Source organism: Aurantimonas sp. 22II-16-19i (genome assembly GCF_002088275.1).
Classification (GTDB): Bacteria; Pseudomonadota; Alphaproteobacteria; order Rhizobiales; family Rhizobiaceae; genus Jiella.
Window position 1 is genome coordinate 1 of sequence record NZ_AQQS01000040.1, and the last position, 23029, is coordinate 23029.

23 protein-coding genes are annotated in these 23029 nt (G+C 69.4%); 14 read left to right on the forward strand and 9 right to left on the reverse strand.

The window, feature by feature from the left end; all coding sequences use genetic code 11:
- Nucleotides 1-67: 67 nt before the first annotated feature.
- Both rpsP and ffh read right to left on the reverse strand, forming a co-directional pair.
- Nucleotides 68-484 carry a 30S ribosomal protein S16 gene (rpsP, locus tag ATO4_RS22880; RefSeq protein WP_083594092.1) on the reverse strand — a complete coding sequence of 139 codons (417 nt, stop codon included), beginning with the start codon at nucleotides 482-484 and terminating at the stop codon, nucleotides 68-70.
- Nucleotides 485-583: 99 nt separating this feature from the next.
- On the reverse strand, nucleotides 584-2137 hold the full coding sequence (gene ffh, locus ATO4_RS22885; protein WP_083594093.1) for a signal recognition particle protein: 1554 nt from the start codon (nucleotides 2135-2137) through the stop codon (nucleotides 584-586).
- A 495-nt stretch (nucleotides 2138-2632) separates the two neighbouring features.
- Here ffh and ATO4_RS22890 point away from each other — a divergent pair, with 495 nt between their 5' ends.
- Nucleotides 2633-3235 (forward strand): hypothetical protein, encoded by a 603-nt coding sequence (locus ATO4_RS22890; RefSeq protein ID WP_083594094.1) that lies wholly within the window; start codon nucleotides 2633-2635, stop codon nucleotides 3233-3235.
- Between the two features lie 99 nt (nucleotides 3236-3334).
- Here the strand turns inward: ATO4_RS22890 and ATO4_RS22895 are convergent, their stop codons facing one another.
- Complete coding sequence (locus ATO4_RS22895; RefSeq protein WP_083594095.1) at nucleotides 3335-5179, reverse strand: chloride channel protein; 1845 nt, start codon at nucleotides 5177-5179, stop codon at nucleotides 3335-3337.
- A 517-nt stretch (nucleotides 5180-5696) separates the two neighbouring features.
- On the opposite strand from ATO4_RS22895, the gene ATO4_RS22900 reads away from it, so the two are divergent.
- The 9 genes from ATO4_RS22900 to ATO4_RS22935 all read left to right on the forward strand — a co-directional run bounded on the left by ATO4_RS22900 (nucleotide 5697) and on the right by ATO4_RS22935 (nucleotide 14563).
- Nucleotides 5697-6803, forward strand: coding sequence for a helix-turn-helix transcriptional regulator (locus tag ATO4_RS22900; RefSeq protein WP_083594096.1), 1107 nt, complete (start codon nucleotides 5697-5699; stop codon nucleotides 6801-6803).
- A gap of 440 nt (nucleotides 6804-7243) precedes the next feature.
- The gene (locus tag ATO4_RS22905; protein WP_083594097.1) at nucleotides 7244-8323 is read left to right on the forward strand and encodes an endonuclease/exonuclease/phosphatase family protein; all 1080 of its coding nucleotides are present in this window, start codon (nucleotides 7244-7246) and stop codon (nucleotides 8321-8323) included.
- Between the two features lie 128 nt (nucleotides 8324-8451).
- Nucleotides 8452-8895: a hypothetical protein gene (locus tag ATO4_RS27890; protein ID WP_083594098.1), complete on the forward strand. Its 444-nt coding sequence runs from the start codon at nucleotides 8452-8454 to the stop codon at nucleotides 8893-8895.
- 31 nt (nucleotides 8896-8926) lie between these two features.
- Nucleotides 8927-9607: a LysM domain-containing protein gene (locus ATO4_RS22915; protein ID WP_083594099.1), complete on the forward strand. Its 681-nt coding sequence runs from the start codon at nucleotides 8927-8929 to the stop codon at nucleotides 9605-9607.
- A gap of 183 nt (nucleotides 9608-9790) precedes the next feature.
- Nucleotides 9791-10657 carry a diaminopimelate epimerase gene (dapF, locus tag ATO4_RS22920; protein WP_245308900.1) on the forward strand — a complete coding sequence of 289 codons (867 nt, stop codon included), beginning with the start codon at nucleotides 9791-9793 and terminating at the stop codon, nucleotides 10655-10657.
- A complete protein-coding gene (gene mtaB, locus ATO4_RS22925; RefSeq protein ID WP_083594101.1) occupies nucleotides 10657-11940 on the forward strand; it encodes a tRNA (N(6)-L-threonylcarbamoyladenosine(37)-C(2))-methylthiotransferase MtaB in 1284 nt (427 codons plus the stop codon). The genes dapF and mtaB overlap by 1 nt, the downstream gene beginning before the upstream one ends.
- A 17-nt stretch (nucleotides 11941-11957) precedes the next feature.
- On the forward strand, nucleotides 11958-12257 hold the full coding sequence (locus ATO4_RS28150; RefSeq protein ID WP_210191127.1) for a hypothetical protein: 300 nt from the start codon (nucleotides 11958-11960) through the stop codon (nucleotides 12255-12257).
- A gap of 41 nt (nucleotides 12258-12298) precedes the next feature.
- Nucleotides 12299-13669: a signal recognition particle-docking protein FtsY gene (gene ftsY, locus ATO4_RS22930; protein ID WP_210191126.1), complete on the forward strand. Its 1371-nt coding sequence runs from the start codon at nucleotides 12299-12301 to the stop codon at nucleotides 13667-13669.
- A 213-nt stretch (nucleotides 13670-13882) separates the two neighbouring features.
- Complete coding sequence (locus ATO4_RS22935; RefSeq protein WP_083594102.1) at nucleotides 13883-14563, forward strand: septation protein A; 681 nt, start codon at nucleotides 13883-13885, stop codon at nucleotides 14561-14563.
- Nucleotides 14564-14996: 433 nt separating this feature from the next.
- Here ATO4_RS22935 and ATO4_RS22940 read toward each other — a convergent pair whose 3' ends face one another.
- The gene (locus tag ATO4_RS22940) at nucleotides 14997-15878 is read right to left on the reverse strand and encodes a rhodanese-related sulfurtransferase (RefSeq protein WP_083594135.1); all 882 of its coding nucleotides are present in this window, start codon (nucleotides 15876-15878) and stop codon (nucleotides 14997-14999) included.
- Nucleotides 15879-16147: 269 nt separating this feature from the next.
- Between ATO4_RS22940 and ATO4_RS22945 the strand changes: the two genes are divergently transcribed.
- Together ATO4_RS22945 and rplS are read left to right on the forward strand one after the other, a co-directional pair.
- Nucleotides 16148-17521, forward strand: coding sequence for a hypothetical protein (locus ATO4_RS22945; RefSeq protein WP_139802642.1), 1374 nt, complete (start codon nucleotides 16148-16150; stop codon nucleotides 17519-17521).
- Between the two features lie 180 nt (nucleotides 17522-17701).
- Complete coding sequence (gene rplS, locus ATO4_RS22950; protein WP_083594103.1) at nucleotides 17702-18163, forward strand: 50S ribosomal protein L19; 462 nt, start codon at nucleotides 17702-17704, stop codon at nucleotides 18161-18163.
- 255 nt (nucleotides 18164-18418) lie between these two features.
- Here rplS and ATO4_RS22955 read toward each other — a convergent pair whose 3' ends face one another.
- Nucleotides 18419-18670 carry a DUF2061 domain-containing protein gene (locus ATO4_RS22955; protein WP_083594104.1) on the reverse strand — a complete coding sequence of 84 codons (252 nt, stop codon included), beginning with the start codon at nucleotides 18668-18670 and terminating at the stop codon, nucleotides 18419-18421.
- Between the two features lie 360 nt (nucleotides 18671-19030).
- Nucleotides 19031-19321: a DUF2061 domain-containing protein gene (locus tag ATO4_RS22960; protein ID WP_083594105.1), complete on the reverse strand. Its 291-nt coding sequence runs from the start codon at nucleotides 19319-19321 to the stop codon at nucleotides 19031-19033.
- A gap of 242 nt (nucleotides 19322-19563) precedes the next feature.
- Here ATO4_RS22960 and ATO4_RS22965 point away from each other — a divergent pair, with 242 nt between their 5' ends.
- Nucleotides 19564-20409, forward strand: coding sequence for a transcriptional regulator (locus tag ATO4_RS22965; protein ID WP_083594106.1), 846 nt, complete (start codon nucleotides 19564-19566; stop codon nucleotides 20407-20409).
- Between the two features lie 90 nt (nucleotides 20410-20499).
- Here the strand turns inward: ATO4_RS22965 and ATO4_RS22970 are convergent, their stop codons facing one another.
- Entirely contained in the window at nucleotides 20500-20775 is a 276-nt protein-coding gene (locus ATO4_RS22970; RefSeq protein WP_083594107.1) for a DUF1127 domain-containing protein, read from the reverse strand.
- 121 nt (nucleotides 20776-20896) lie between these two features.
- On the opposite strand from ATO4_RS22970, the gene ATO4_RS22975 reads away from it, so the two are divergent.
- On the forward strand, nucleotides 20897-21640 hold the full coding sequence (locus ATO4_RS22975) for a helix-turn-helix domain-containing protein (RefSeq protein ID WP_083594108.1): 744 nt from the start codon (nucleotides 20897-20899) through the stop codon (nucleotides 21638-21640).
- Here the strand turns inward: ATO4_RS22975 and ATO4_RS22980 are convergent.
- Entirely contained in the window at nucleotides 21624-22079 is a 456-nt protein-coding gene (locus tag ATO4_RS22980; RefSeq protein ID WP_210191125.1) for a GNAT family N-acetyltransferase, read from the reverse strand. The genes ATO4_RS22975 and ATO4_RS22980 overlap by 17 nt on opposite strands.
- Before the next feature lie 142 nt (nucleotides 22080-22221).
- Nucleotides 22222-23019 carry an SDR family oxidoreductase gene (locus tag ATO4_RS22985; protein ID WP_083594109.1) on the reverse strand — a complete coding sequence of 266 codons (798 nt, stop codon included), beginning with the start codon at nucleotides 23017-23019 and terminating at the stop codon, nucleotides 22222-22224.
- Between the last annotated feature and the right edge of the window lie 10 nt (nucleotides 23020-23029).

The window sequence follows — 23029 nt, forward strand, 5'->3', positions numbered from 1 at the left end:
AACGGGCGGCGCCGGATGGCGCCGCCCGCGGAAAGTCTGGCAGCCTGCCCAATCCTGGGCTGTGGCATCACTCGGCCGGCGCTTCCTCGGCCGGAGCCTCGGCGGGCGCGTTCTTGGCGGCCTCGGCCTCGGCGGCAGCGGCAGCGGCGTCCGCTTCCTTCTGCTTGCGCTCGGCCTCGCGCTCCTGCGCCTTCTTGCCCGGCAGGCCCTTGGTCGGGTTCTTGCGCTCGCCGCGCGACGCGATGCCGGCCTTGTCGAGGAAGCGCAGGACGCGGTCGGTCGGCTGGGCGCCCTCGGACAGCCAATGCTTGATCCGGTCTTCCTTCAGGGCGACGCGCTCGGCGTCCTTCGGCAGCATCGGGTTCCACGAGCCGATCTGCTCGATGAACCGGCCGTCACGGGGCGAACGGGCGTCGGCGACGACGATGTGGTAGTAGGGGCGCTTCTTCGAGCCGGCACGGGCCAGGCGCATCTTCAGGGGCATTGTTCACTTCCTTCTGAGTTTTCTCGGCACCGGCCTTCTTGTGTCGCCGGCATCCGTATCGTTGGGTTCATGGAACGTCGTGTGAGGCCGGAGCCTCGGTTACTTCTTCTTGCCCGGCAGGCCGGGCAGGCCTGGAAAGCCGCCGGGCATTCCGCCGCCACCGCCGAAGCCGGGGGGCATGCCCTTGGGCATTCCCGGCATGCCGCCGGACTGGGCGGCCTTCGCCAGCGCCTCGAGCTCCTTCGGGTCCATCTTCGACAGGTCGGGCATCCCGCCCCCGGGCATCCCGCCGCCGGGCAGGCCCATCTTGCCGGCGAGGCCGCCCATCATCTTCTGCATCATGCCGCCCTTGCCGCCCTTGCCCATGGCCTTCATCATGTCGGCCATCTGGCGGTGCATCTTCAGGAGCTTGTTGATGTCGGCGGCGCCGGTGCCGGAGCCCGCCGCGATGCGCTTCTTGCGGGAGTGCTTGAGAAGGTCGGGATTGGCGCGCTCGGCCGCCGTCATCGAGGAGATGATCGCCAGCTGGCGCTTCAGCATCTTGTCGTCGAGCCCGGCGGCGGCCATCTGGCCCTTCATCTTGCCCATGCCGGGCATCAGGCCCATCATCCCGCCCATGCCGCCCATCTTCTGCATCTGGCGGATCTGATCGGCGAGGTCGTTCAGGTCGAACTTGCCCGACTGCATCTTCTTGGCCATCGCCGCGGCCTTTTCCGCGTCGATGTTTTCCGATGCCCGCTCGACCAGCGAGACGATGTCGCCCATGCCGAGGATGCGGTCGGCGATGCGCGAGGGGTGGAAGTCCTCCAGCGCATCCATCTTCTCGCCGGTGCCGATCAGCTTGATCGGCTTGCCGGTGACGGCGCGCATGGAAAGGGCCGCACCGCCGCGCCCGTCGCCGTCGACGCGGGTCAGAACGATGCCGGTGATCCCGACGCGCTCGTCGAAGGAGCGGGCGAGATTGACCGCGTCCTGGCCGGTCAGCGAGTCGGCGACGAGCAGGATCTCGTGGGGCCGGGTCCTCGCCTTGATGTCGGCCATCTCGACCATCAGCGGCTCGTCGATATGGGTTCTACCGGCGGTGTCGAGGATGACGACGTCGTAGCCGCCGAGGCGGGCGGCCTGTTCGGCGCGGCCGGCGATCTCGACGGGGCCCTGCCCCGCGATGATCGGCAGGGTCGCGACGCCGGTCTGCTCGCCCAGGATCTTCAGCTGCTCCTGCGCGGCCGGGCGCCGCGTGTCGAGCGAGGCCATCAGGACCTTCTTCTTCTGGCGCTCGGTCAGCCTTTTCGCGATCTTGCCGGTGGTCGTCGTCTTGCCGGAGCCCTGCAGGCCGACCATCATCACCACGACCGGGGCCGGCGCGTTGAGATCGATCGGCACCTGGGTTTCGCCGAGGGTGGCGACCAGCTCGTCATGGACGATCTTGACGACCATCTGGCCGGGCTTGATCGACTTCAGGATCTCGGCGCCGACGGCCTTCTCGCGCACCCGGTCGGTGAAGCCGCGCACGACTTCGAGCGAGACGTCGGCCTCCAGGAGCGCCCGTCGCACCTCGCGCAGCGCCGCCGACACGTCCTTGTCGGAGAGAGCGCCGCGGCCGGTGAGGCCGTTCAGGATGGACCCGAGGCGGTCCTGGAGCGAATCGAACATCAAGCTTCCTTCCGTCCTTCCGGTGTCACCCGAAAGGTGGGGCGGACAGGACCGGCTCGCAAACCCTCAGTGCCCGGCCGAGCGAACGGCACACAGCATGAGCGCATCCCCGGGCGAAACTCGCTGGGGGATGGGGACCTCCGGGCGGCTCGTGATCATCGAGAGGATCAGTCGAGGGGCCCGGTCGGCGGATCGCGGACGGCATGTCGCGGATTTGAGGGCGGTTTCAATCAGGAAGAGGGGCGGATGTCAAGTTTGGCGGCAAAGCGGGCGTCGAAAGCGCCCTCCTGCGTCTCGCTGACGCCGGGCTTTCGGGCGAGGCCAGACATCCGGACCACGCCAGACGCCGGGACCAGGAAAGCGGACGCTCGGTCATTGGCTCCGTCTGCCCTTGTCCCGCATGGTCGGCGGCATCGAGGCCGCCGGCCGGCCCGCTCCGCGCGGGAAACCGGCCCCAAGCCGGGATCGGCCCCCATGATACGAAGAGAGCTTCCCATGCGCCAGATGCTCGCATTCGCCATCGTCCTGTCGGCTGCCGCTGCGAACCTTTCGCCCGCAGGCGCCCAGCCCGCCGGCAAGTCGGTGCCGCCCTCAGCCTTCGTCGATCCGCTGGTGGAGACCTGCTTCGCCCGCTCCTATTCGCCCGAGCACATGCGCAGCCATCCGCGCCAGACCGTCACCGACATCGCCGTGATCTACCGCCCCGTGCTGGTCCTCGACGGGGTCGAGACGCCCCAGTGGGACGCCAGCGGCCCCACCACCCTGATCAACGTCGCGATCGCCGTCCGGGTGCGGGGCGGCCCGCCGGCGCCGATGCTCGGCTTCGGCTACTGCCAGCCGACGTCCCGCGACAAGCTCGACTGCGGCATCGACGAGGATGGCGGCCAGTTCAGCCTGCGCCGGACCAAGGGCGGCTATATGCTCGAGAACCCCGACCGCCTGCTGGTGATGCCGGCGGGCAGCCGCAACGACGACGGCACGAGCCACAGCGTGACGATCGCCCGCGCCGACGACAACGGCGAATTCCTGGTCAAGCCGGGCAAAGGCGGCCTCTGCGACGCCAAATATCCGGCGGTCAACCAGGGCGACTGGAACTGAGATGTGCGACGGGACCTCGGCGGAGCGCCGCCGGGCCCCGCCGAAGAGCCCCCTCACGCCCGCGTTTCTCCTGCGCGTCCCGCTGCGGCGCGAGCCCCCTCACCCCCTCTCCCCGAACAGATCCCGCTGGTTCTTCTCCATCTCCTCGGCGTAGCGTTTCCTGACGAAGCTCTCCGACAACAGCCCCAGCACCTGGCCTTCCGCGCCGATGACCGCGAGTTCGTCGGCGCTGGCGGTGTCGAAGGTCTGCATCACCTGGCTGATGTCCATCTCGGGCCGCAGCGCCGCATCGGTCAGCACCGCGACCTCGGCGATGGGAGCGGCCGTGTCGAGGCTGTCGGCATAGGCGGTGGGAGTGACGACGATGCCGGCATAGCGGTCCTGGTCGTCGATCAGGACGACGCGGGTGGTGGAGCCGAGGGGATAGCGGCGGCGGAACTCGGCGATGGTGAGGGCGGCCGGCGTCGCCCGGGTCTCGCGGCGCATCATGCGGCCGGCGGTCAGCGTCTTCACCCAGCCGACGTCGCGCGCCGAGCGGATCGTCTCGCCGCGCAGATGCAGCCGCCAGGTGGAGAAGGAATAGCCGAAGAACACCCGGACGAGGGTGCTCGCGACCAGCGAGGCGACCACCACGACGCCGGTGAGCGAGAGGTTCTGGGTCGTCTCGAGGACCAGCATCGCCATGGTCAGTGGCCCGCCGATCACCGCAACGGCGAGGCCCGCCATCGCCACCAGCGCCGCATGGGGCTGCTCGACGACGACATGGCCGAAGACGAGGAAGAGCGTATCGGCATAGAGCTGGCCGAACAGCGAGCCGACGAAGAGCGAGGCGAAGAACAGACCGCCCCGGAAGCCGAAGCCGAGCGAGATGATCGAGGCGGCGCATTTGGCGAGGATGACGGTGATCAGGAAGCCCATCGGCAGGCCCCCGGAAATGTCCAGATAGAGCGCCGAGTGGCCGGAGGAGAGCACCTGCGGGGTGATCCAGGCGAGCGGCATCAACAGCGCGCCGCCGACGGCCGGCTTGGCGAAGGCCGGCAGGCGCGCGCGCTTGATCAGCGCCTCGACCACCGAGATCGCCCGCATCAGGAAGATGCCGAGGCCGGCGCAGAGGGCGGCGAGCGCGACATAGAGGAGATAGTGGGTGAGGTCGATCGGGCCGGAGCCGCCGGAGGCGATGAGGTAGGGCGAATGGCCGAGGCCGCGGGCAGTCAGGACGGCGGAGACGCAGGCCGCGGCGATCGGCGCGATGGTCGAGGGCGTATAGGCGCCGATGACGATCTCGAAGGCGTAGAAGGCGCCGGCGAGCGGCGTGCCGAAGGCGGCAGCGATCCCCGCTCCCGCCCCGGCGCCGACCAGCGTGCGCAGGTCCGAGCGGCGCACGGCGAGGAAGCGGCCGGCGAAGGAGGCAAAGCCCGAGCCCATCTGCGCATAGGCCGCCTCCAGCCCGACCGAGGCGCCGACGCCGTTGGACAGGAGCGTCTGGCCGGAGACGATGACGCTGTCCTTCATGGACATCTGGCCGCCATGCAGCGCATTCGCCTCGACCGCGTCGACGAGGGCCCGCTTGCGCGCCCGGACCAGAAAGGTGAACAGCGCCAGCGCGGCGCCGCCGAGCGGCAAGGCGAGAAGCTGCAGCCAGGAGAGCGAGGTCTGGGTGCTGAGACGCTCGGACATGGAGAGCCCGTAGAGCAGCGCCTGGATGGCGTGGGCGGCGACCTGCAGTCCCACCGTCATCGCACCGGCCGCAACGCCGAGCAGCGCTGCCAGCGCGGTGAACCAGATCTCGCTCGAGCGCAGCTGCGCCCGCAGTCGCTCGACCAGGCGAGCGGGCAGGCGGGCCGGCAGCGGCGCGGGCGGGGCGGCATCCGCGCCTTCGGTCTCGCTCCCGCCGGTGCCCGGGGGGCCGCCGGCGCTCGAAGATGGGGTCTTGACGGAGGACATCGGACGGGCGGTGACCTGAGCTTTCGAGGGGCCGGACCTGCGGGGCCTTCGGGCTCCCGGTTCTCTGCCACAGCGCTCGCGGCGGTGCCACCCGTGCCCGCTTCGCGGCAAGCCCTGCGCCGGGCTCCGGTGGCGGGCTGGAGGGCGGTGGAGCCTCGAAGCAGGAGGTCGCCGGCCGTTGCCGATCCGACGAACTTGCAGCCTTACCAAATCGTCGATAAACTTGACATATTCAGTCGATGACGCGTCGTCGTGGTGAATTGGCGGGAAGGAACGCGGCCGAAGACTTCGCTGGCGGACGACGTCCCTGCGGCATGGATCGGAAGACGAAAGGGCCGCCGGGCGGGATGGAGACGCGACACCGCCGGAACAAGCGGCGCCAAGCGCGCCGGTCTCGCCGGGCGGGCGAACCAGTCGGCCGGCCGGCCGCGGGCATGGCCGCCGCCTCTCTCGATCGCGGGCCGAGCGTTTCGGACCCGCCGAACACGACGCCAACGCAAGAGCCGCCGGACCCTGGATGAGCGAAACCACGAGCAGACTGACCCGGGCCCTCGACGGGCTCTATGACGCGCTCGAGCACGGCAGCGACTGGCAGGAGACCGTGCGCTGCGGCGCCGAGGCGACCGGCGCCGAGCGGTTCAACCTGATCACCGCCGGCGGCGACGGGGCGGCGCGGCAGTTCAGCCATCCCTTCGACCCGGATTCGGCCCTCGAATATCTCACCGCCTATCTTCCCCGCGACATCCGCCTGCCCCGGCTCGCGGCCCGACCGAGCGGGCTGGTGACGACGCGGGACCTGATGAGCGAGGACGAGATCGCCCGCTGCCCGGTGCATCAGGAGTTCTATCGCCGCCATCCCGAATGCTGGAACATGACGATGGTGTTCGGGCGCAGCCAGGGCGGCATCGTCGCGGTGACGGCGCATCGCCGGCAGGACCGGCCGGCCCTCGACCGCGACGAGGAGGCGGCGTTGATGGTGCTGGCCAACCAGGTGGCCCGCATCGCCCATCTGAAGGACATCCTGCCGAGCGGCGCGATCGCCCGGGAAGGCGCGCTCGCCGCCTTCGACGGGCTGCCCGACCCGGTGGCGATCTTCGACGTCAACGGCCTCGTCATCCACCTCAACCCGGCGGCGCGGAGCCTCGTCGACAGCCGCAACGGGCTGCGGCTCGCCGGGCGCCGGCTGATGGCCTGCCAGCCCGAGGTGACCGACGCCATCACCCGGGCCGTCGCCCGCACGATCCGCGTCATCACCGGCCGGTCGATGACGCTGCCGAGCCCGGTCGCGGTGCCGCATCCGGCCTTTGCCGCGCCGCTCTTCCTGCGGTTCTTCGCCACGCCCTCCGGCAATGGCGGGAGCCGCTACGGCGTCGTCAAGTTCGTCGACCCGGCGGCGAGGCGCATCCCCGACATCACCTTCGTGCGCAGCGCCACGGGCCTCAGCAACGGCGAGGCAGCGCTGGCGATCGGCATCTATCGCGGGCTGACGGTGAAGGCCTTCGCCAGCGAGGCCGGGCTGTCGGAACAGACCATCCGCAAGCGGCTGAAACACGTCTGCGACAAGCTCGGCGTCCACCGCCAGCCGGAGATCGCCACGCTGATCGCAGCCCTCGCCAGCGTCTGAACGCATGTCCGAGCCAAGGCTCCGCCGCGTCTCTCGACGCGTCTTCTCGCCCTCCCCCGCAAAGATCGCTCCAGGCTTTCCACTGATCGGGCGAACGGCAGAGGAGGCCTCGATTGCCCCCGTTTGGGGGCTGGCGAAACGCTCGCGCACGCGCATTGTGTAAGCGTTCCAACAACGAGCTCACGGAACTCTTTCGCTCGCTTCAACGCCCCAAAAGCGAGCCGAAAGGTGGGACCAGCGCGGCCGAGAGGCCGCGCTGTCTCGTTTCGGGATGGGCTTGCGGCACATCGCGGGCCGGTCGGGCCGGTATGATGCGGGATATTTCTCCGCTCCAGCCATGGAAGCTGCGCGGCGGGTGAATAGTTGGCACCGTGCAATCCCGGGGCTCGTCAGCGCCGTGCATCGCCATCTCACCGATCCAGCCGGAGCCCTCGAACGACATGACGTATCTCTTCGCAGCTCTCACCCTGTTCCTCCTGGCTGCGACGGGCATCTCGTTCCTGCGGATCTCCCACGGCTTCGTGCGGGTGTTCTCCTTCCCAAGGCTGCAGATCCTCGCCATAGCGATGATCCTTGCCATCCTCGCCATCTGGCTGCTGGCCTGGCCGGCGCGCGAGTGGATCGTCGGCGGCCTGCTGGTCGTCGCCGGAACGCAGCTCGCCTGCATCGCCCAGTTCTCGCCGCTGCGCTCGCGGCAGTCGAAGCGCTACGAGGGCGATCCGAACGGTCCCGACACGGTCTCGGTGATCTCCTCCAACGTGAAGATGTCGAACCGGCGATATCAGGACGCCATCGACATGGTGCGGCGGGAGGAGCCGGAGATCGCCCTGTTCATGGAGGTGGACGAAGGCTGGGCCAAGGCCCTCGAGCCGCTCGGCGAGACCATGCCGCACGTCGTCTCCCGGCCGCTCGACAACAGCTACGGCATGATCGTCTATTCCCGGCTCGAGCTCTCCGACGTGCGGATCGAGACGCTGGTGATGGACGACGTGCCGTCGATCATCGCACGGGTGCGGCTGCGCAGCGGCCACGACTTTCGCCTCTACTGCATCCATCCCGAGCCGCCGGTTCCCTATGCGGATTCGGCCGGACGGGACGCCGAGCTGATCGAGGTGGCGCGGCTGGTCGGCGAGGACGACCTGCCGGCGATCGTCTGCGGCGACCTCAACGACGTCGCCTGGTCGCACACGACGCGGCACTTCCAGCGGATGTCGCGGCTGCTCGATCCGCGGGTCGGGCGCGGCTTCTACAACACCTTCGACGCGCGCTACCCGCTGCTCCGCTGGCCGCTCGACCACCTGTTCCACAATGCCCGCTTCGATCTCGTCGCCATGAAGAGGTTGCCGCATATCGGGTCGGACCACTTCCCCATGCTGTTCAAGCTGGCGCTGACCCGCAGCGCCGACGGGGCCGACTACCCCGCCGCGGCCGACGAGAACGACCGGGAGGAGTGTCGCGACATCGTCGAGGATGCCGCGCAGCTCGACCGCAAGGCGATCGGCACCGACTGGGAAAAATGAGATCGCCGCGTCCTCCCGGGACGGAACGATAGGCGCCTGGCGACATTCATGCGGATGAAGGGTAACGCCGCACGCCGTCCCTTTCGCGGCACGACTGCCGCGCAGAGGGACGCCCGGTCGCGGCCAATTTGGAGGACATCACCATGAGCAATACGGGCGGACGCAGGCCGGACGGAGATCGCGCGACGATCGTCAACAACGACCGCGGAACCGGCGGTGGCGGCGGCGGCGGCGGTTCCAGCTGGCTGATCGCGGGCATCGTCATCGTCGTCGTGATCGTCGGCGGGTATTTCCTGCTCAACGGCAATTATTTCGGCACGCAGACGGCCGGCGACGGCGTCGTGACCACCGAGGAGCCGGCAACCACCGGCGACGCCGCCGCTCCCATGACGACCACGGCACCCGATGCCGCGGCGCCGACCACCACCGGCACCGATACGGGCGCTACGACGGGCACGGGCACGATGGGCACGGGTACGATGGGCACGGGTACGGAGACCGCCCCGGCCGACGGCGCGACGACGGCTCCCGCCACGGGCGGCGAGACGACCCCGCCGGCGACGAGCAATTGATCGCGGCCAGCGCACAGTCCAGGAGACACCCATGAGGAAAGGCGCAACCGCGCTCGCAGGGCTGCTTCTCGTCGCATCCGCCGCCTCGGCCGAGGCGGCGGGAGCATGCGGTGCCCAGGCGGAGGTTCGGCCCGGCGACACGATCAGCTCGATCGCCAGCCGCTGCGAGGTGAGCGAAGGGCTCATCCTGCGGGCCAATCCCAGCGTCGACAGCTCGGCCGACCTGCAGATCGGCGGGACCGTCAGCCTCACCGGCCCGATGGACCGGCTGAAGTCGATGGCCTCCGACGCCGGCGAGGGACTGTCCCAGGCAGCCGGCGATGTCGGCTCCAGCGTGAGATCGTCGGTCGACGGCTTCCTGAACGACAATCCGCAGCTGCAGTCGAACATCCGCGACATCGGCACGCGTCTGGGACTGTCGGAGGGCGAGCAGCCGGCCGAGGTGACCCTGGAACCGGCGGCGCCGGCGCCGGGCGGAACCGTGACGGTCTCGGCCACCGGCCTGCCCAAGGACACGCCCGTGGTCATCGGCGGCGGCAGCCCGGGGGCCGCCTTCGCCGAGCTCGACACCACGCGCACCACGCCGGAGGGAACGCTGCAGGCGGCCATCAAGCTGCCGGTGGACCTTCAGGGGGATCGCTACCAGATCTCGGTGCGCGGCGAGGACGGCGCCTGGAAGGCCGTGGCGCCCGCCTTCGCCGTCACCCGCTGAGCTTCGCCTGCCCCCATCGTTGAACATCCAGACGCCGCCGGATCTCCGGCGGCGTGTGGCGTCGTATCGGCCGGCACGGCCCCCCGGTAGCAATCCGGGAGGTTTCTTGCCATATACGCTGCGATTTCGCTCGAAGCGTCCGGCAGGAAAGTCTTGGCAGTACCCTCCGTCCCCTTTGCCCGCATGAATGGCTGCGGCAACGAGATCCTCGTCGCCGACCTGCGCCAGACGAGCGCGCGCGTCGGTGCCGCGGCGGCGCAGGCGCTCGCCGCGCGGCCCGAGACGCGCTTCGACCAGATCATGGCGATCCACGCCCCCGTCACCCCCGGCACGGACGCCTATGTGCGCATCGTCAACCGGGATGGATCCGAGGCGGGGGCCTGCGGCAACGGCACGCGCTGCGTCGTCCAGGCGCTGGCCGCAGAGACCGGGCAGACCCGCTTCACCTTCGAGACGCAGGCCGGGCTGCTTCTGGCCGAGGAGCATCCGGACGGCACGATCTCCGTCGACATGGGGCTGCCGCGCTTCGGCTGGCAGGACATCCCGCTCGCCGAGGAGTTCCGCGACACCCGGGCGATCGAGCTGCAGATCGGGCCGATCGACGCGCCGGTGCTGCATTCGCCCTCCGTCGCCTCGATGGGCAATCCGCATGCGATCTTCTGGGTGAAGGGGGACGTTGCCGCCCTCGCCCTCGACCGCTTCGGGCCGATCCTGGAGAATCATCCGATCTTTCCCGAGCGGGCGAACATCTCGATCGCACAGGTGACGTCGCCGTCCTCGCTGACCATGCGGACGTGGGAGCGCGGCGTCGGGCTGACCCGCGCCTGCGGCTCGGCGGCCTGCGCCGCCGCCGCCTCCGCCGCCCGCACGCGGCGCACCGGGCGAACGGTCGCGGTCACCCAGCCGGGCGGCACGCTGACCATCGTGTGGCGCGACGACGACCATGTGGTGATGACCGGGCCGGCGGAATGGGAATGGTCGGGCCGCCTCGACCCCGAGACCGGCGCCTTCTCCCGCGATGATGCGGCCGAGACGCGGGACGTCGTCTGATGGGCGTCGAGATCGTCTCCTTCGGCTGCCGGCTCAACACCTACGAGGCGGCGGTGATGAAGCGCGAGGCCGAGGAAGCGGGCCTCGGCGAGGACGCGCGCGGCGCCATCGTCTTCAACACCTGCGCGGTGACCGCCGAGGCCGTCCGCCAGGCCCGCCAGCAGATCCGCAAGGCGCGGCGCGAGAATCCGGACGCCCGCATCGTCGTCACCGGCTGCGCGGCGCAGACCGAACCCGGCCGCTTCGCCGGAATGGACGAGGTCGACGCCGTCATCGGCAACATGGAGAAGCTCTCCGCCGAGACCTACGCCAGGCTGCCGGATTTCGGCGTGTCGGCCGAGGAGAAGGTCCGCGTCAACGACATCATGAGCGTGACCGAGACCGCCGGCCACATGATCGACGCGATCGAGGGCCGCTCGCGGGCGATCGTCCAGATCCAGAACGGCTGCGACCATCGCTGCACCTTCTGCATCATCCCCTTCGGCCGGGGCAATTCGCGCTCGGTGCCGATGGGCGCCGTCGTCGAGCAGATGAAGCGGCTGGTCGATACGGGGTACAACGAGGTCGTCCTGTCGGGCGTCGACATGACCAGCTGGGGCGCCGACCTGCCGGGGACGCCGCGGCTCGGCGACCTCGTCCAGGCCATCCTGCGGCATGTCCCCGGGCTCAAGCGGCTGCGGCTCTCCTCCATCGATTCCATCGAGGCCGACGAAGCGCTGATCGAGGCGATCGCGTCCGAGCCGCGCTTCATGCCGCATCTGCACCTGTCGCTGCAGGCCGGCGACGACATGATCCTGAAGCGGATGAAGCGCCGGCACAGCCGAGACGATTCGATCCGCTTCTGCGCCGAGATCCGGGCGAGGCGCCCGGACATCGTCTTCGGCGCCGACATCATCGCCGGCTTTCCGACCGAGACCGAGGCGATGTTCGAGAATTCGCTGGCGATCGTCGAGGCATGCGGGCTGACCTTCCTGCACGTCTTTCCGTTCTCGCCGCGCGAGGGAACCCCGGCGGCGCGCATGCCGCAGCTGGAAAAGAGCGTGATCAAGGCGCGCGCGGCGCGCCTGCGCGCCGCCGGCGAAGAGGCCCATGCGGCCCACCTCGCCCGGCTCGTCGGCAGCCGGCAAAGCGTGCTGGTCGAGCGCGAAGGGCTTGGCCGGGCGGAGAATTTCACCCTCTGCCAGATCGATTGCGGCCTCCCCGGAGAGGTCGTCGACACTATCATTACGGGGGCAGCCGATGGCGCCCTCGTCGCCCGGCGGATGCCGGCTGGCGGCAATTGAACTTGCGAAGGACGGGCATGGCAGAGAAACAGGGCTTCTTCCGGCGGATCTTTTCCTTCGGCACGGCGAGCGAGGAAGCGCGCACGCCGGAGCACGGCACGACGCCGCGGCCGACGGATACCGAATTCGGCCGCGAGGACGCGCCCGACCCCGACGTGCGCTCGAACGCGGCGGCCAGCTCCGTCGCCGATGCCGAGGCCGGCGCCATTCCCTCGGACGAGGGCGGCATCACGCCGCTGAAGCCACGCGACGACGATGCGACGGCGGCGGGCGACGACGAGGCTCAAAAAAAAACTTCGCCGTCCGGGACGAACTAGCACCGTCACAGGCTGAACTCTCCGAAAGCCCCGGACCGGCCCTGGGCGAGGAGGCACCGGACGAGGAAGCCGAGGTCGCGGACTTCTCGTTCCTGGAATCCGCCGAGCCGGTGCCAGACGCCCCGGCCGACTTCTCCTTCCTCGACGAGCGCGTCGAGCCGGTGGAGACCGCCACGAGAGAGCCCTCCCCGGAGGCCGAAGCCGTCGCGCCGGCGGTCGAGCCCGCGAGCGAGGACGACCATATCGGCGTCGAGCCGGCCAAGCCCGGCGAGGAAGACGCCCTCGACGACGCGGACAGCGCGGCCGATTTCTCCTGGCTGGAAGCCGACCTGCCGCCCGAGGAGGAAGACGAGGACCAGCGTCCGGTAGTGGACGCCGCGTCCGACACCGCCGTCGTTCCCGCGCCTGCCCCCCGTCCCGCCATTCCCGGAGACGCCGGATTTCGCCTGCGCGAGAAGCCCGCCGAGGCCCCCGCAGCGCCGGCGCCGCGGATCTCCTGGGCGGACCGGCTGCGCCTGGGGCTCGCCCGCTCCTCCAGCCAGCTCACCGATTCGATCACGTCGCTGTTCACCAAGCGCCGGCTCGACGAGGAGACGCTCCAGGATTTCGAGGACATCCTGATCCAGGCCGATCTCGGCGTCGAGACGGCGATGCGCATCACCGACCGGTTGTCAGAAGGCCGCTTCGGCAAGGAGATCGCCGGCTCGGAAGTTCGCCGTATCCTCGCCGAGGAGATCGAGAAGACGCTCGCCCCGGTCGCCCAGCCGCTGGAGCTGGATCTGGAAAAGAAGCCGCATGTCATCCTCGTCGTCGGCGTCAACGGCACCGGCAAGACCACCACGATCGGCAAGCTGGCGGCCAAGCTCACCCGCGGCGGCCTGAAGGTCACGCTCTGCGCCGGCGACACGTTCCGCGCCGCGGCCGTCGAGCAGCTGAAGATCTGGGGCGAGCGCACCGGCTCGGAGGTCGTCGCCAAGCAGATCGGCGCCGACGCGGCGGGCCTCGCCTTCGAGGCCTATGACCGGGCGGTCGAGAACGATTCCGACGTCCTCATCATCGACACGGCGGGCCGGCTGCAGAACAAGGCCGAGCTGATGGCCGAGCTCGAGAAGATCAACCGCGTCCTCGCCAAGCGCGAGCCCGACGCGCCGCACACGGTGCTCCAGACCCTCGACGCGACGACCGGGCAGAACGCCCTCAACCAGGTCGAGATCTTCCGCAACGTCTCGGGCGTCAACGGGCTGGTGATGACCAAGCTCGACGGGACGGCGCGTGGCGGCATCCTCGTCGCCATCGCGGCGAAGCACCGGCTGCCGGTCTATTTCGTCGGCGTCGGCGAGGGCATCGACGACCTCGAGCCCTTCAAGGCGAAGGATTTCGCCAGCGCGATTGCGGGGACGCCGCTGAACTGAGACGGTCGGGGCGGCGGCAACGCCATAAATCGACCGGCAAAATCATCCAATGTCGTCATCCCGGCCTTGAGCCGGGATCCGTTCCAAGCCATGTCGGCGACGGGCGGTTCGAGAATGTCGATGACCGCCGGCCGAAACGGCCTTCCGCGGCGATTTGGAATGGATCCCGGGTCAAGCCCGGGATGACGAAGCTGAAAAGGCAAAACCTCTTCCATGACCGAACACATCATCGAGCGTGAACCCAACAAGCCCGGCCGCAAGGAGATGAACCCGCTGCTCAAATTCGCGCTGGAGCTGGGGCCGCTGCTGGTTTTCTTCTTCGCCAATTCGAGGGGCGAGGATCTGGCCGCCGCCTTTCCGGTGCTGGGCGATCTGGGCGGGCCGCTGTTCATCGCGACGGCGCTGTTCATGGGCGCGATGGTGATCGCCCTGTCGGTCTCCTGGGCGGTGACGCGCACCCTGCCGATCATGCCGCTGGTCTCCGGCGCCGTGGTGCTGGTGTTCGGCGGGCTGACGCTCTGGCTGCAGGACGAGACCTTCATCAAGCTGAAGCCGACCATCGTCAACGCGCTGTTCGCCGCCGTCCTCCTCGGCGGGCTGTTCTTCGGCAAATCCTTCCTCGGCTACGTCTTCGACCAGGCCTTCAAGCTCGACGACGAGGGCTGGCGCAAGCTGACCTTCCGCTGGGGCCTGTTCTTCGTCTTCCTGGCGGTGGTCAACGTTGTCGTCTGGAAGGCGGCCGATGCCTATTACGGCCCCGGCCAGATCGCCGACGACGCCTGGGTCGACTTCAAGGTCTGGGGCATCATGCCGATCACCTTCGTCTTCATGATGACCCAGATCGGCCTGATCAAGCGGCATTCGCTGGAGCCGCTCGGGGGGAAGAAGGAGTAGGGTTTCGGTTTCTGCCGCTGCCTCTCCCTTTCGAGGCCCGCGTCGAGGCACCCCCCTCTGCCCTCCTGAGCCAGTCGAAGGGCGGGCATCTCCCCCACAAGGAGGGAGATCGGCGGCTTCGGCTTCTGGCTAAACGGCGCCCGCGCGAACTGAAGCATCCAAGATCGTGGCGACAGGTGGGAGCGCGGGTGCCGCTCTCCCCCCTTGAGGGGGAGAAAGCGATTTCATCGGCTTAGACGCGGAGCGGCTAAACGATCGAAATCGCAAGAGAGGGGTTCGAAGCGTGTCGGCTTGGGCCCCCGGCGGCGGCTTGGGCGGTGAAAACCCCTCTCTTGTCATTCTCAAGGTTTGGACCTCGGCAAGCCGAGGCCCAACTCCTTGGAATGACGTTCTCTCCCGCAAGGGGAGAGAGGGCGCCAAGGTATTCGAGCGCTCACCCCTCGCCCGCAACCATCCGCTCGTGCCGCTCGCGCAGGGCGGCGATCTCGTCGTCGCTCTTCGTCCCGGCGCAGGCGGGACAGGCGACGCCCGCCTCATACTCCGGCGCCGCGCGGTCCTCCTCAGACAGCGGCGCGCCGCAGCCGAAGCAGGCGGTCCAATCCGTCTCCGTCAGCCCATGCCCCAGCGCCACCCGGCCGTCGAAGACGTAGCAGTCGCCCCGCCAGCGGCTCTCGGCCTCCGGCACCTGTTCGAGATAGGACAGGATCCCGCCCTTCAGCTGGTAGACCTCGGCGAAACCCTTCTCCAGCATGAAGGCCGAGGCCTTCTCGCAGCGGATGCCGCCGGTGCAGAACATCGCGACCTTCGGGGTCGTCGCGGGATCGAGCGTCTCCTCGACATAGCGCTTGAAGTCGGTGAACTGGTCGATGCCGGAATCGACCGCGCCCGCAAAACCGCCGACCTTCGTCTCGTAACGGTTGCGGGTATCGAGGAGGAGGACGTCGGGGTTCGAAATCAGGGCGTTCCAGTCCTGCGGCGCGACATGGATGCCGGTTCTCGCCAGCGGATCGCCCGCTTCGTCGCGAAGCGTGATGATCTCCGGGCGGATGCGCACCTTCATGCGGGCGAAGGGCCAGTCGGAGGCGGCGGAGATGCGCAGGTGCTCGGGCGAGAGGGCGAAGCGGCGGGAGAGCTCGGCGCAGAGCTCGGCCATCGCCTCCGGCGCGCCGGCGACCGTCCCGTTGACGCCCTCCGAGGCGATCAGGATGGTGCCGCGCAAGGCCCGCTCGCGGCAGAAGACGAGGAGCGCAGTGCGCGAGGCCTCGAGGTCGTCGAGGGGCAGGAAGCGATAGAAGGCGGCGACGGTCAGCTGCATGGGCGGCGTGATAGCCCCGGCGCCGGAGGAGCGCAATTCGTGCCGTCGCAGGCGATGCCCCGGATTGCTGCGGCACGCCGTCTCGGCCCCGACAGGGCCCGGTGCGGCGCGGGCGGAGCACGCGGCCCCGCTCAACACGCGGCCCCCGCTCCAAAAGGCGCCGGGCGCAATTCTTGCGTCCACCACCGTTGGCGTTATGGTCGCTCTTCTCCGCCCCCGCGATCCGCGCCGGGCCCCGTGTCCGCTCCCCCGCCCGACTGGTTCAGCCCGTGCTCGACAAAATCCTCGGCGCCCTCCTCATCTTCATCGGGGTCGCCGTCATCGTCCGCGAATGGCTCGGCTCCGAGATCGGCGCCATGGCGGCCGCCTGCGGCCTCGTCGTCTTCCTCGCCGTGGCGACGCCCTTCACCAGCTGGTCGCGCAAGGCCTTCGTCGCGATCGGCCTCATCCTGGCCGGCCTCACCGTCGCCCTCCTCGACGACTGGCCGGAGGTGTTCGCCCAGGCCGCGGCCCAGGGCGCCTTCATCGCCACCTTCTTCATCGCGCTGGCCAGCCTGCGCACCCCGGCCTCCGCCTCGCCGGCGATCGAGCGTTGCGGCCAGTATCTCGCCAGCCAGCCGCCGGGCAAGCGCTACATGGCGCTGACCATCGGCGGCCACCTCTTCGCGCTGATCCTCAACTACGGCGCGATCACCCTCCTCGGCGGCCTCACCGAGGCGATCGCCGGCCGGGAGAAGAACGCCGAGATCCGCGAGATCCGCAACCGGCGCATGCTGCTGGCGGTGCAGCGCGGGCTCTGCGCGTCGCTGTGCTGGTCGCCGCTGGCCTTTGCCACCGCCATCACCACCAGCGTCGTCGCCGGCTCCAGCTGGGGCGGCACGGCGCCCTACGCGATCCTCTTCGCCCTCGTCTTCCTCGTCACCGGCTGGGCCCTCGACACGCTCTACAAGCCGACGCTCAGCGCCCCGCCGCCGGCGCGCCAGACGCCGATCGGCAGCATCCGCGATCTCGCGCCGCTGCTGACGCTGCTGGTGCTGCTGTTCGCCGGCGTCGGCATCCTCGAATACCTGACCGGGCTGCGGATCATCGCGGTGGTCATGCTGTTCGTGCCGGTGATCTCGATCGGCTGGATCGCCGCCGAATCGGGCAGCGCCGCCGAAACCCTCCGCCGGCTCCAGAGGCTGTCCCTCGTCGAATTCCCCTCCTATCGCTCCGAACTCGTGCTGCTCGTCATGGCCGGCATCATCGGCACGCTGGGCGCCGCGCTGATCCAGCCGCTGACCGTCGGCCACGCCCTCGATCTGTCCGGCGTGCCGGTCTGGCTGGTCCTCGTCGCCCCGGTGTGGATCATCCCGCTGCTCGGCCAGCTCGGCATGAACCCGATTCTCTCGGTCTCGATGCTGGCGCCGCTTCTGCCGGCGCCGGCCTCCCTCGGCCTGCCGCCCAACCTCTTCGTCGCCGCCGTCACCGCCGGCTGGGCGCTCGCCGGGGCCACCTCCCCCTTCACCGCGACGACGCTGCTGGTCGGCCGGCTCGGCCATGTGAGCGCGCTCACCGTCGGCCTCGTCTGGAACCGGGCCTTCACCGTCTGGGTCGGCGCGGCGGTCTCGCTGATCCTCGTCGGCTTCGCCGGACTGTCATGAAAGCGGCCGGCGCAGGCAGCATGAAAGCGCCTCGCCCCGGCGAAAACTGCGGGCCCCGCTAGTGACAAACCGGCGAAACGCGTATATGAGCGCACCCGATTTCCTCAGAATAACCTGACCGTCACGGCGGCCATGTCGGGTTGCAAGATACCCCGGCGTGAAACGAATTGAGGCTATGCCATGAACATCATCCAGGAACTCGAGGCCGCTGAAGCCTCCCGCATCGAAGCCATCCGCACGATCCCGGAATTTTCCGCCGGCGACACCGTTCGCGTCAACGTGAAGGTCACGGAAGGCACGCGCACGCGCGTCCAGGCCTATGAAGGCGTCTGCATCGCCCGCTCCGGCGCCGGCATCCAGGAGAACTTCACCGTCCGCAAGATCTCCTATGGCGAGGGCGTCGAGCGCGTCTTCCCGGTCTATTCGCCTATGGTCGATTCGGTCGAGGTCGTGCGCCGCGGCAAGGTCCGCCGCGCCAAGCTCTATTACCTGCGCGATCGCCGCGGCAAGTCGGCCCGTATCGTCGAGGCCACCAATGTGCGCGCCCGCAAGCTGAACGACGACGCCCGCCAGATCGCCGCCGCCGAGCGCGACCGGGCCAAGGCCGAGAAGGAAGCGGCGAAGACCACCGCGGCCGAGTAAGCCGAACGCTGAAAACCTGATACGATTCGATTCTGATACGATTCAATTCTGATACGACGCAAAGGCGGCTTCGGCCGCCTTTTTTTGTGCCCGGCTTCGGATCGCCGGACCCATTGTCGGGGACGGACGGGCCAGCTGCGGGCCGACGAGAACCCCAAAGCCCCTGCGGCTTCGACGGGTGCGCACGCAGGCGGCCGCGCCCGCGGCCACCCGGGTCCCGGATCCGGCTGCAAAGCCCCCCGCGAGGGAGGCGCCTCAGCTTCCCGTCGGCGCCGTGCCGACGGGCTGCGACGCGGCGGCCGATGCCCTGTTCAGGCCCCAGCGGATGCCGGCCCAGACCCGTTCGTGCAGGACATACATGACGAAGCCGATGGCGCAGGAGGTCAGGGCGAGTTCGCTGCCGGCGAAGAATGATCCGGTGAACACCTCGCCGAGGATCGCCATGGTGACGAGCCCGACCATCTGCCAGGAGACCGCCTTTGCGAGGCTTCGTTTGCTGGATTCCATGGGTTCGCCTTCCTCTGCATCAGGAACCATTGCCGGTGATGCTCCGCTGCCGGAGCGTCGTGATCGACGGATGGTTCATTGATGGCGACGAAATGCCAAGATCGTTTTAAAGACCAGGGATAAAGAATCCTGCAGGCGTTGCCTCGGGAACGCCCGCTTGAACACGGCAAGCGCCTTCGCGCCGCACTTTGGATTTCGGCAAGCTTCGCCGAGACAACGCCTTGCAAGAACTGCGGCGTGTTCGGGCGCGTCGGCGCGGCGGGCGCCGGCGGAAACGCAACGGCATCGACGGGCCGTCCGACGAGCATTCTCAGCCGGCAGCGCCCCCGCGACCGGCGGCTCGCATCGCTGCCTCCGCGCTCACGAGGTGGCGCGGGATGCGTTGCCGGCGACGGGAAGGCGGGGCCTTTCGGCTCCGGTGGCGGTCTCGGAGGCCCCGCGAGGCGATGTCCCGGCCATGCCCCAGCCGATCGAAGCCCAGACCCGCTCGTGGGCGAGATAGGAGACGAAGCCGAGGAGGCTGGAGAGCACGGCCAGCGCACCGCCGGACGAAAGCGAGCCGGTGAAGAGAAAGCCGAGCATCGACATCGTGACGATGCCGAAAACCTGCCAGGACGCGGCCTTGGCCAAGCTTCGCCTGCGGGTTTCCATGGTGAACTCCTGACTGTGACGGCGGCGCACTTCCGCAGCGCCGGGTTCGCCGCGGGCCTTGCGCCGGGGACACTCGGCCGGGCGGGGAGACGGCGGCTCGCCGGAGCGGCCCGGTCCTTTGCTGCGGCGACGGCCCGATCCTTAGCCGAACGGTCATCCGATGGGCATTCTGAGAATTTTCTTTGTTGCGGTCACGATCCGGGATAACATGCCCGTATCGTGATTTTTCTCAACTGACCTTCATGGACAAGCGCGACCGATCCCGCCTCTTTCGCGACCGGCTGGCCGCGGCGATGCAGACCGCCAACGTCACCAAGAGCGGCCTTGCCCGGGCGACGGGCGCCGATCGCTCGACGGTGTCGCTGGCGCTTTCGGCCGAGGACGGCCGGCTGCCGAACGCCCAGTTCGCCGCCGAATGCGCCAGTGCCCTCGCCGTCTCGGCCGACTGGCTGCTCGGCCTGACCGACCGGCGCGAGCGCGGCGCCGACGTCCTGCAGGCGGCGATGCGCATGGAGGAAGCGGCGCGGGCGCCCTCCGACGAGCGCATCTTCCGCTGGCACGAGGAGGCGCGCGGCTACAAGATCCGCCACGTCCCGGCCACCCTGCCCGACATGCTCAAGTCGGAGGACGTGCTGCGCTTCGAATATGGCGACTTCGTCGGCCGGACGTCGGACCAGGCGATCGCCGACATGCGCGACCGTCTGGCCTATCTGCGCGCCCCCGACACCGACTACGAGATCGCCCTGCCGCTGGACACGCTGGAGGGATTTGCCGCCGGCGAGGGCTACTGGCGCGGCCTCGGCGCGGGCGAGCGGCGCAGCCAGCTGAAGCGCCTCGCCGAGCTGACGGACGAGCTCTATCCTTCGCTGCGGCTCTATCTCTTCGACCGCAAGAAGGTGTTCTCCGCGCCCGTGACGATCTTCGGCCCGCTGCAGGCGAGCGTCTATGTCGGGCGATTCTACCTGATCTTCTCCGAGCGCCGGCAGGTGCTCGAGCTGACGCGGCATTTCGACGGGCTGGTGCGCGAGGCCGATGTCGAGGCGAAGAACACCCCGCGCTTCATCGAGGCGATGCGCGTCGCTGACTGACACCTGCTCCGCTCAGGCAGCGCAGGCACCGCGCGGGCTCGATGCAGGGTCCCATCGGCTGGACTTCTCATGATCCCGGTCACCGGGACTTCAGCGCCAGAACGGCTTGCGCGCCTCCTCCAGCGCCAGATCGCGGGCGACGCCGATGTCGCGCAGCTGGCGGTCGGAGAGCTCGGCGAGGTCGAGGCGGCTGCGACGGCGGCAGGCCCATCTCCGCAGGAGGCGAAACGCCGCGACGGAGAGGCTTGCGCACCCGGCCCACAGGATGGCGGCCTTCGCCGAGACGGTCGCACCCACAGGCCTCGCGGCATCCGCCGGCCGGGTCCGCCCCTGCCTTGCGGAGTGTCCAAAGATCTCGTCCGCCATCGCCGGCTCCCGGGTTCGCTGCTGGGGGCCAAGCGATAGCGGCTTGCGGCGGGCCGATGCTTCGACCAAGGACGAAGCGATGACGCTGGGCTCGACGGTCGTTCCGGGCTAGCCTCGCCTCATGACCAGCCTCGCCTCTCCCGTCACGCTCGCCGCCACCGCCAGCCTCATCGGCGACGTCGCGCGGGCGAACATCCTCTGCGCGCTCACGGGCGGCCAAGCGCTGAGTGCCGGCGAACTCGCCTTCCATGCCGGCGTCAGCGCCCAGACCACCAGCGGCCATCTCGCCAAGCTCGTCGATGCCGGGCTGATCGTCGGCCTCAAGCAGGGACGCCATCGCTATTTCCGGCTGGCGGGCCCGCGGGTCGCCGAGATGCTGGAGATGCTGATGGGGGCGGCCGACCTCGGGCCGGCGCGCCACCGGCCCGTCGGCCCCCGCGACGAGGCGCTGCGGCGGGCGCGCAGCTGCTACGACCACATGGCCGGACGCTTCGCCGTGGACCTCGCCGAACTCCTGGAGGCGCGCGGCATGGTCGTCCTCTCCGACGAGGGTGGGGCGATCACCGAGGCGGGCATGACGTTCTTCGACCGGCTCGGGCTCGAGCTCGGCGATCAGGCGGGGCGTCGCCGGCCACCCTGCCGCTGCTGCCTCGACTGGAGCGAGCGGCGCTACCACATCGGCGGGCGGCTCGGCGCGGCACTGTTCGCCCATGCCGAGCGCGAGGCCTGGGTGATGCGGGCGGCGGACAGCCGGGCGCTGCGGGTGACGCGCAACGGCGAGGAAGCGGTCGCGGGCGGCCTGTTCGCCTGCGTCGCCGTCGATGCTCCAGCCCCTCGTCCCGAAAGGCTCAGAGCGTCAGCTTGAAGCCCAGATGCGACTGCTCGAAGCCGAGCTTTTCATAGAAGCGGTGGGTGTCGAGCCGGGTCTTGTCGGAGGTCAGCTGCACCATGCGGCAGCCGCGGCTCCGGCAGGTATCGACCGCCCAGGCGATCATCTCGCCCCCGAGCCCCTGCCCCCGCAGCTGCGAGGCGATCCGCACCGCCTCGATCTGGCCGCGCCAGGCGCCCTTGTGGCCGATGCCGGGGATGAAGGAGAGCTGCAGCGTGCCGACGATGGCGCCGTCGCGCACGGCGACGGCGAGAAGCTGGCGCGGATCGGCGTCGACCGCCGCGAAGCCCTCGAAATAGGCCGGATCGAGCGGCAGCGAGGCGTCGTCGCGGCTGCGCCCCCTAACGTCGTCGGCAAGGAGCGCGACGATCGCCGGCAGGTCGTCCCTCGTCGCGCGCCGCATCTCCATCGCCATGTCCCCTGCCCTCCGCCATGGAGCCCGCGGCCGGTCGCCGGAGCCATCCCCGAACCCGCGCCGGGCCCGCCCGGGCAGCGTGATAAGCCGCCCGCTCGGCGCCGTAAAGCCGGATCGCGGAGCCACCGCGGGCGGGCTGCCGTCAGTTCTGGACGGCCTGCACCGAGCCGCCGTCGACCCGCATGTTGGAGCCGTTGATGAAGGAGCCGCGCTCCGAGACGATCAGCGCGATCGCCGCGGCGACTTCGTCCACCCGGCCGCGACGCTTCAGGGCGATTCCCGGGCGCTCTTCATCGAGGAAGCTCGTCACCGCCTCCTCCATGGAGACGCCCATTTCCTTGGCGCGCTGTTCCATCATGCCGTCGGTCATGTCGGTCTCGATGAAGGCGGGGGAGACGGTGTTGCAGAGGATGCCGTGCCTCGCCTCCTGATAGGAGAGGTTCTTGACGAAGGCTGCCAGCGCCGCCTTGGCCGTGTTGTAGGTCGCCTCCTCCCAATAGGGCTGGACGGCGTTTTCCGAGGTGATGCAGACGAAGCGGCCCCAGCCCTTCTCGCGCATGGCCGGGAAGGTCGCGCGGGCGAGGCGCACGGCGGAGAAGAAGTCGATGTCCCAGGCTTCGCGGTAATCCGCGTCGGTCATTTCCAGCGGATCGCCCTTGGCGCCGGTGATGCCCGAAGTGTGGACGACGATGTCGACCGACCCGAATTTTTCGCGCCCCTTGCGGGCCAGCGTGTCGACCGCCGCCTGGTCGGTGACGTCTGCGGCGATGCACAGAACCTCGGTCGGGAGCGACGACGCGTCCTTCTCGAGCCGCTCGATCCGGACGTCCGAAAGGACCAGCCTGCAGCCCTCGTCGGCCAGAATCCTCGCAGTGGCAAAACCGATGCCGCCGGTCGCGCCGGTGATCAGCGCGACCTTGTCTCTGATCTGCAAATCCATGAAACGTCCC